This is a genomic window from Phenylobacterium sp. (assembly GCF_030654915.1).
Taxonomy (GTDB): domain Bacteria; phylum Pseudomonadota; class Alphaproteobacteria; order Caulobacterales; family Caulobacteraceae; genus Phenylobacterium.
Map to the genome: position 1 here is coordinate 1 of NZ_JAURWM010000208.1, position 7,259 is coordinate 7,259.

The following is a 7,259-nucleotide window of genomic DNA, read 5'->3' on the forward strand; positions in this document are numbered from 1 at the left end:
CTCCGGATTGCCGATATAGACAGCCGCCAATCGCGAGGCCTTGGCCTGGCCGGTGCTGAACGCGGTGTCGGTCATCTTCAGCGGCTTGAAGATCCGGCTCTCGAAGAACTGCCCGAGGGTCTGATCCGACAGCTTTTCGACGATGTGGCCCTGGAGATCGACGGCGACCGAATAGCTCCACTGCTCGCCCGGCTGGTAGATCAGCGGAATGCCGGCGACCTTCGTGGTCATCTCCTGGAGGTTGGACGAACCCAGCACCCGTTGCTCGCGAAACATCTTGTCGACGGGGTGCTTGTCGCCCAGGCCATAGCCGAACCCGGCCGTATGGCTCATCAGCTCGCGCATGGTCGGTGGGCGCCGGACGGGTTCCAGGATCGGCTGCCCGTTGGCGTCGACGCCCTTCCAGACTCTCAGGTCCTTGAATTCTGGAATGAACTTGGTGACCGGATCATCGAGCTTCCACCTGCCCTCTTCGAACAGGATCATCATGGCCACGCCGGTGATCGGCTTGGTCATCGAATAGATGCGGAATATCTCGTCCTTGGACATCGGTTGGCCGGCTTCCAGGCTGGCCTTGCCGTAGGTGTTGAAGGCCACGACCTTGCCGTGCCGCGCCAGCAGGGTGGTCATCCCCGCGACCCGGCCATCGGTCACCGCCTGGGCCATGGCCGCGTCAAGGCGCTTCAGGCGTTGGCTGTCGAAGCCCACCGCCTCAGGGCTGGCGGCCGGCGCCAGGGCGGCGGACCTCGCCTGGGCGTGCGCGGCCGGCGTCGCCGCCAGGCCAATCGATATGGCCGCCACGGCGCTCGCAAGCAGATGCATCCTGCGCGTCATACACTTCCCCCCAAATCGTTGTTGGGGTGACCTTAGCGGCGCCTTGGGCGCCCGCAAGACGCGATGACGGCTACTTAGGCTTGAAACGCTTGCTGGTCGGGAAGCCCTTAGGCGCCAGCTTGCCGGCGGCCGCGCGCTTGGCCAGCCAGTCGCGCCACTCACCCCAGACCCGGGTGCGACCGGCGGAATCAATCCAGGTCGCACCGTCGGCGGCGTTGAAGACGGTGGCGTCGCGCAGCCCACCCTCGCGGTAGGTCTGCAGCTTCACGCCCTTGCCGCGCGGCATTTCCGGCAGTTCGGCGAGAGGAAAAATCAGGAGTTTGCCGTTGTCGCCGACCACGCCAAGGTGGTCGCCGGTCAGCGGCATGGCGAAGGCCGCGCCCTTGGTCCCGGCGTTCAGCACCTGCTTGCCGGCGCGGCGGAAGCTGACCGCCTCCTCCTCCGGCACGATGAAGCCCTAGCCTTCCTAGGCCGCGATGACGCGCTGGGTCCCCGGCTTGTGCGGGAACATGTCGATGATGTCGGACTTGTCGTCGAGGTCGAGCATCAGCCGCAGCGGCTCGCCATGACCCCGTGCGCCCGGCAGCTTGTCGCAACCGATGGTGAAGAACCGGCCGTCGGACGCGAAGATCAGCAGCTTGTCGGTGGTCTCGGCCGGGACGATGAGGCCGAGCTTGTCACCCTCCTTGAACTTCAGTTCCGAGGGGTCTTCCACCTTGCCCTTGGCCGCCCGGATCCAGCCGCGCTCGGACAGGATCACCGTGATCGGCTCGCGCACGATCATCGCCTCGATGGCCGCGTCGGCGTCGACCACCGGAGCGGTGTCGAACAGCGAGCGGCGCTTGCCGAGCTTGGTGTCGGGACCCAGGATCGCGCGAACGTCCTTCAGGCCCACGCCGACCAGCTTCCACTGGGCTGGTTCGGAGGCCAGCATCTTCAGCAAGCCGTCGCGTTCCTCGGCCAATTCGGCGTGCTCGCGGCGAAGCTCCATCTCCTCCAGCTTGGCCAGTTGGCGCAGCCGGGTGTTGAGGATGGCGTCGGCCTGGATGTCGGAAAGCTCGAAAGCCTCGATCAACTTGGCCTTGGGATCGTCCTCGTAACGGACGATGCGGATCACCTCGTCCAGATTGAGGAAGGCGATGACCAAGCCGTCCAAGATGTGCAGGCGCGCTTCGATCTTATCCAGACGGAAGCGAGCCCGGCGGACCAGCACTTCGCGGCGGTGATCGAGGAAGGCGCGCAACGCCTGGCGCAGCCCCATGACGCCCGGCGAACCACGGGCGTCCAGCACGTTCATATTGACCGGGAAACGCGTCTCCAGCGCCGAGAGCTTGAACAGGCTCTCCATCAGCACTTCAGGTTCGACGTTGCGGTTCTTGGGCTCGATGACCAGGCGCACATCCTCGGCGCTCTCGTCACGCACGTCGCCCAGCAGCGGCGCCTTCTTGTTCTCGATCAAGTCGGCGAGTTGCTCGACCAGATCGGCCTTCTTCACCTGATACGGAATCTCGGTGATGACGATCTGGTAGGTCCCGCGCCCAGTCTCTTCCTTGGACCACAGCGCCCGGACCCGGATGCCCCCACGCCCAGTGGCGTAGGTTTCCAGCATGCTCTCGCGCGGCTCGACGATGACGCCGCCCGTCGGGAAGTCAGGGCCCTGTACGTGCTCCATCAGGCGCGCGGTGTCGGCGTTCGGGTCTTCCAACAACACCAGGCAGGCGTCGATCAACTCGGCGGCGTTGTGCGGCGGGATCGAGGTCGCCATGCCAACGGCGATGCCGCTGGAGCCGTTGGCGAGCAGGTTCGGAAAGCCGGCCGGCAGCACCACCGGCTCTTCGTCTTCGCCGTCGTAGGTCGGGCGGAAATCGACCGCGTTCTCATCGATCCCGTCAAGCAGCAGCTGGGCGGCGACCGTGAGCTTGCACTCGGTGTACCGCATGGCCGCGGCGTTATCGCCGTCGATATTGCCGAAGTTGCCCTGGCCATCGATCAGCGGATAGCGCTGGGCGAAGTCCTGAGCCAGACGCACCAGGGCCTCATAGACCGCGACATCGCCGTGCGGGTGATACTTACCGATCACGTCGCCGACCACGCGAGCGCACTTCTTGGCCGAGCTGTTCGGGTCCATCCGCAGCTGGCGCATGGCGTACATCAAACGCCGGTGGACGGGCTTCATCCCGTCGCGGACGTCCGGCAGGGCCCGGCCAGTGATGGTGGACAGCGCATAGGCGAGATAGCGCCGAGACAGTGCCTCGGTCAGCGGCTCATCGATAATGCGGTCGCCGTCGCCGCTACCCGGCGGGGGGATGTGCTTGGTCATGTCGAATCAAACTCGGATTTCAGTCCACTTCTAGCGGGCGCCGCAGCGGAAGTCGCCGCGACGCATGGACTCTTGGCGCGCCGGGCGCAACTCCGCTCGCCCATGGCGGCGGCTAAGCCGCAACACCCGCGTTCAACATCGGCCGGGTCGGTTGAGCCCACCATCGCATTGCCGACGCGCCCTTATGGTCGCGAAGCTGCTCGAACGTGCCGCAAAACGAAGTGTTGCCGGTCCGCTCTAGGCCGACACCCCAGCAATACGGCAAGCTGCTCATGTCAAACTCCGCAGCAGATGTGACAGAACCTGGGTTGGACTTGCCAGGAGCTCGCGTAGCGCCGTTACATTAACTTCCTGGAACGAACAAGGCGCCGTAAGTTGCCCTTGAAGGGGGCAAGCAATGGACCCGCCCGCGTCAGATTCCGTTGATCCGCCTTCGCGCTCGAAGATGCTCGACGCCGTGCTTCAGATCGCCCTGCTCGGCTTGCTGATCTACGCCTGCGCCCGGATCGTGCTTCCGTTTGTGGGCATACTGATCTGGTCGATGGTGCTGGCGGTCATGTTGCACCCGCTGCACGTCCGCATGGCCTCTCGGCTAGGCAATCGCTGGTCATCGATCCTGATCGGCGTGGTGGGCGTCTCGGTGATCCTGGTCCCGACCGGACTAGTCGCGGCGTCGTTGGCTTCTTCCGCGCACTGGTTGATCTCGGGCCTGGAGAACCACAGCCTGGTGATCCCACCGCCTCCGTCCCAGCTCGCCGACTTCCCGGTGTTCGGCCAAAATCTCTCGGAGGCCTGGGTGCTGGTCGCCACGGACGCGCCCACCGCGTTCGCCAGGTACGGCGGCAAGCTGAGCCGCCCTGCCGCGTGGTTGGCTGGGTTCGCGGGCCGGCTCGCGGTCGGCGAACTGTCGTTCGTGCTATCCTTCGCAATCGCCGCGGTGCTCCTGGCCTACAGCAGGGGGGCCGCGGCCTTCGCCGAGCGTTTGCTGGAACTCATGACCGGCAGTCGGCAACGTGGACCAAGACTTACCGCCCTCACCGCGGCCACGGTTCGCGGCGTGGCCATCGGCGTGGTCGGTGTCGCCATGATCCAGTCGGTGCTTCTGGGCGTTGGTTTCTTCGCCATTGGCCTTCCGGCGGCGGGCCTGCTGATGCTGGTGGCGCTGCTCCTCGCCATCGTCCAGGTGCCTCCGACCCTGCTCACCCTGCCGGTCATCATCTATGTCTTCGCGACCGAGGCCACGGCCCCGGCGATCATCTTCACGATCTGGAGTCTGTTTGCAGGGCTCAGCGACAACATCCTCAAGCCCCTGATGCTCGGCCGAGGTCTCGAGGTGCCAATGCCGATCATCCTGATCGGCGTCATCGGCGGCATGATCGCCGACGGCCTCCTCGGCCTGTTTGTCGGCCCCGTGATATTGGCGGTCGGCTATGTGCTGTTCATGGAATGGCTTCAACTCCATCCGGCCGCGAACGACGCTTCGCAAAGCGACGGCCCAAGTCCGTGATCGGGATCGCCACCCTCGGCCTGTCGGCGATGCTGGCGTGCCTGGTGATGCAGGCGATGGCGTCGGTGATCGCCGCCAACTACTTCGCCCGACACTCCAGGCGACCACTGGGGCCGCAGCCGTGGCGCACGATCCTCCTTCAGTTATCGACCTTGATGCTCGTGTTGATGGCGGGAAACCTTGTCCAGGTGACCATCTGGGCCGCGGTCTACCAACTGTTCGATGCATTCGAGGATTTTGAGACTGCGATGTATTTTTCCGGCGTGACCTTCACGTCGCTTGGCTATGGCGACGCGACGCTCACCGGCCGCATAAGGCTGCTTGCACCTCTGCAGGCCGCGACCGGGCTCATGATGTTCGGGATTACGACCGCGCTGTTCATAGCCGCCATCCAACGCGCCTCGACGAAGTGGGCGATGGAGCATCCTTCGACAACGCTCGAGGACTAACGGCTCCTAGAGCCGTTGGGCGTCGGTCAGCCGATCCACCAACCACACGCGCGCCGGCGGCAAGGGACGGTTCAGCGGGCCGAACACGAACAACTCGAGGAAGTGCGCCGTGAGGTCGAGACCGGCGCGCACGTCGCCGGGCGACAGCCCCCCTTGCGAGGACAGCATGAACGGCGGCAAGGCCAGCAGCCGGTCCTTATAGGGCTCGCCCGCCGCCCGGCTGACGGCCCGCCCGGTGCGCGGGCTGACATAGATGAGGTCGTCCAGCGACCCGGTGGCCGCGCACTTGGAGAGATCGAGGCCAAAGCCCAGATCCTCCAGCAAGCCCGCCTCGAACCGCACGAACACCGCGGGCCAGATATCGGGCATGGCCAGGACCGAGGTCAGGGCCTCGAAGGCCAGGAACGCGCCGGGATGCGGCTCGCGCTCGGGCAGAGCGGCGGCGGCCACGGCGGCGGCGGCTGACAGTCCAGCCAGCGCCATGGGGTCGTCAAACAGCGCCGCCGGCCCCTCGCCCACCGGCTCCAGCGCCGCCGAACCGAGTTGGTCGGACACTCTGGATCGGTATTGGAGGATGATGCGCGCGCCCGCCTGCAGGAACGGCTTCATCCGTCGCGACGCGCCGCCGGCGACATGGGCGGCGTACTTGCCGTGATGAGCGGTCAGCAGTTCAACGATCGCCCCGGTCTCCCCGTGGACCCGAGCCGACAGCACATAGGCGTCGTCCTCAAATTCCATGGGGCCGGTCTTCCATCAACCGCCCGCCGCCACGGCGCGCTCGAACAACGGCGCCCAATCAGGTTCGACGGTCAGGCCGAAGGTCTGCGTGAGGACCCCGCCGATCTCGTCCGCGCTCAACATCCGTCGCTCAACCGTCCCGTCTTGCCCGCGAATGGTCAGACGGTTGTGCAGCAGCGTGTAGCGAGCTTCCGGGGTGGTCCGGGCGACCATCAGATTGTGCCGGAAATGCGAGCTGGGATGGGTCGAGGTGAACCAGTTGGGCAGGTCGTAGTCCACATCGAGCTGAACTTCGCGGGACAGTTGATAGACCGGGGTCCAGACCTCGCCGATCAGCGCCTGGAGCGCGATGTCCTCGCCCTCAGGCACGAGACGGAAAGTCTCATGCGGGGTCGGCTGCGGGTCGATGATCCCAAACTTAAGCGGCCCCGTCAGGACCAGGCCTCCAAAGCCCACGTCGGCGTACCAGGGCTCGTCGTCGATCGTGACCCACAGGCCCATATGGGTCCGGGCGCGGATCGGCGTGTCGGGCGGGAGATTCCACAGAACGCGGGCGATCACGCCCTCGACCTCGAAGCCAAGCGCCGTCAGGACCCGTTTGAAGAGGCCGTTTTGCTCATAGCAATAGCCGCCTCGCCCCGCCCCGATCAGCTTGGCGTCGACCACGGTTGGATCGAGATCGACACCCCGATCCAGCAGAACATCGATGGCCTCGAACGGGATCGCGGCCGGATGCAGGGCATGTAGCGCCCGCAGGGTTTCAAGGGTCGGCGTGCGCGGCCCATCATAGCCGATGCGCGCGAAGTAGGCGTCCAGGTCGATCATGCAGCCTACCTATGGGCTTAGACGTCGAAATCCAGGCCCACGTCGCCGTAGAACTCGCGTTTGTCGGCCCAACGCTCATCGACCTTCACGTGCAGGAACAGGTGCACCGGGCGCTCGAGCAGTTCGATCAGTTCTTCGCGGGACTTCTGGCCGATCCATTTCAGGGTCTGGCCGTTCTTGCCCAGGATGATCGGGCGCTGGCTCTCGCGCTCGACGTAGATCGACTGTTCGATCCGCACCGAGCCGTCCTTGCGCTCCTCGAAGGCGGTGGTCTCGACGGCCGCCGCATAGGGCAGTTCCTCGTGAACCCGTAGGAACAGTTTCTCGCGCGTGATCTCGGCGGCCAGCAGCCGGACCGGGAGGTCGGCGGTCTGCTCTTCCGGATAGAGCCAGGGCCCCTCGGGCATCAGTTCGGCCAGTCGGGCCTTCAGGTCGTCCACGCCTTGGCCGTCAGCGGCCGAGATCATGAACACCTCGGAATAGACGCCGGTCTCGAACAGGCGCTGAGCCAGAGCCAGCAAGGTGTCGCGGCGCATGCCGTCGATCTTGTTGAGCGCCAGGATCGCCTTCTTGCCCGACCTCTGCA

At 65.5% G+C, this 7,259-nt stretch carries 6 protein-coding genes and 1 pseudogene; 2 read left to right on the forward strand and 5 right to left on the reverse strand.

Annotation, left to right across the window (positions count from 1 at the left end):
- Positions 1-834, reverse strand: an 834-nt coding sequence (locus tag Q7T84_RS10615) for a serine hydrolase (RefSeq protein WP_304808555.1), incomplete at its 3' end; no start/stop codon positions are given.
- Between the two features lie 70 nt (positions 835-904).
- Positions 905-3,154 (reverse strand): annotated as a pseudogene (parC, locus tag Q7T84_RS10620) (DNA topoisomerase IV subunit A).
- Between the two features lie 397 nt (positions 3,155-3,551).
- Between parC and Q7T84_RS10625 the strand changes: the two are divergent.
- Both Q7T84_RS10625 and Q7T84_RS10630 read left to right on the forward strand, forming a co-directional pair.
- Entirely contained in the window at positions 3,552-4,661 is a 1,110-nt protein-coding gene (locus tag Q7T84_RS10625; protein WP_304808558.1) for an AI-2E family transporter, read from the forward strand.
- On the forward strand, positions 4,658-5,110 hold the full coding sequence (locus tag Q7T84_RS10630) for a potassium channel family protein (RefSeq protein WP_304808560.1): 453 nt from the start codon (positions 4,658-4,660) through the stop codon (positions 5,108-5,110). Before Q7T84_RS10625 ends, Q7T84_RS10630 begins: the two co-directional genes overlap by 4 nt.
- Before the next feature lie 6 nt (positions 5,111-5,116).
- Here the strand turns inward: Q7T84_RS10630 and recO are convergent, their stop codons facing one another.
- The 3 genes from recO to era form a co-directional block, all read right to left on the reverse strand.
- Complete coding sequence (gene recO / locus Q7T84_RS10635) at positions 5,117-5,848, reverse strand: DNA repair protein RecO (protein ID WP_304808562.1); 732 nt, start codon at positions 5,846-5,848, stop codon at positions 5,117-5,119.
- Positions 5,849-5,863: 15 nt separating this feature from the next.
- Positions 5,864-6,673: an arylamine N-acetyltransferase gene (locus Q7T84_RS10640; protein WP_304808564.1), complete on the reverse strand. Its 810-nt coding sequence runs from the start codon at positions 6,671-6,673 to the stop codon at positions 5,864-5,866.
- Positions 6,674-6,690: 17 nt separating this feature from the next.
- The coding region (gene era / locus Q7T84_RS10645; protein WP_304808566.1) for a GTPase Era at positions 6,691-7,259 on the reverse strand (569 nt) is incomplete at its 5' end.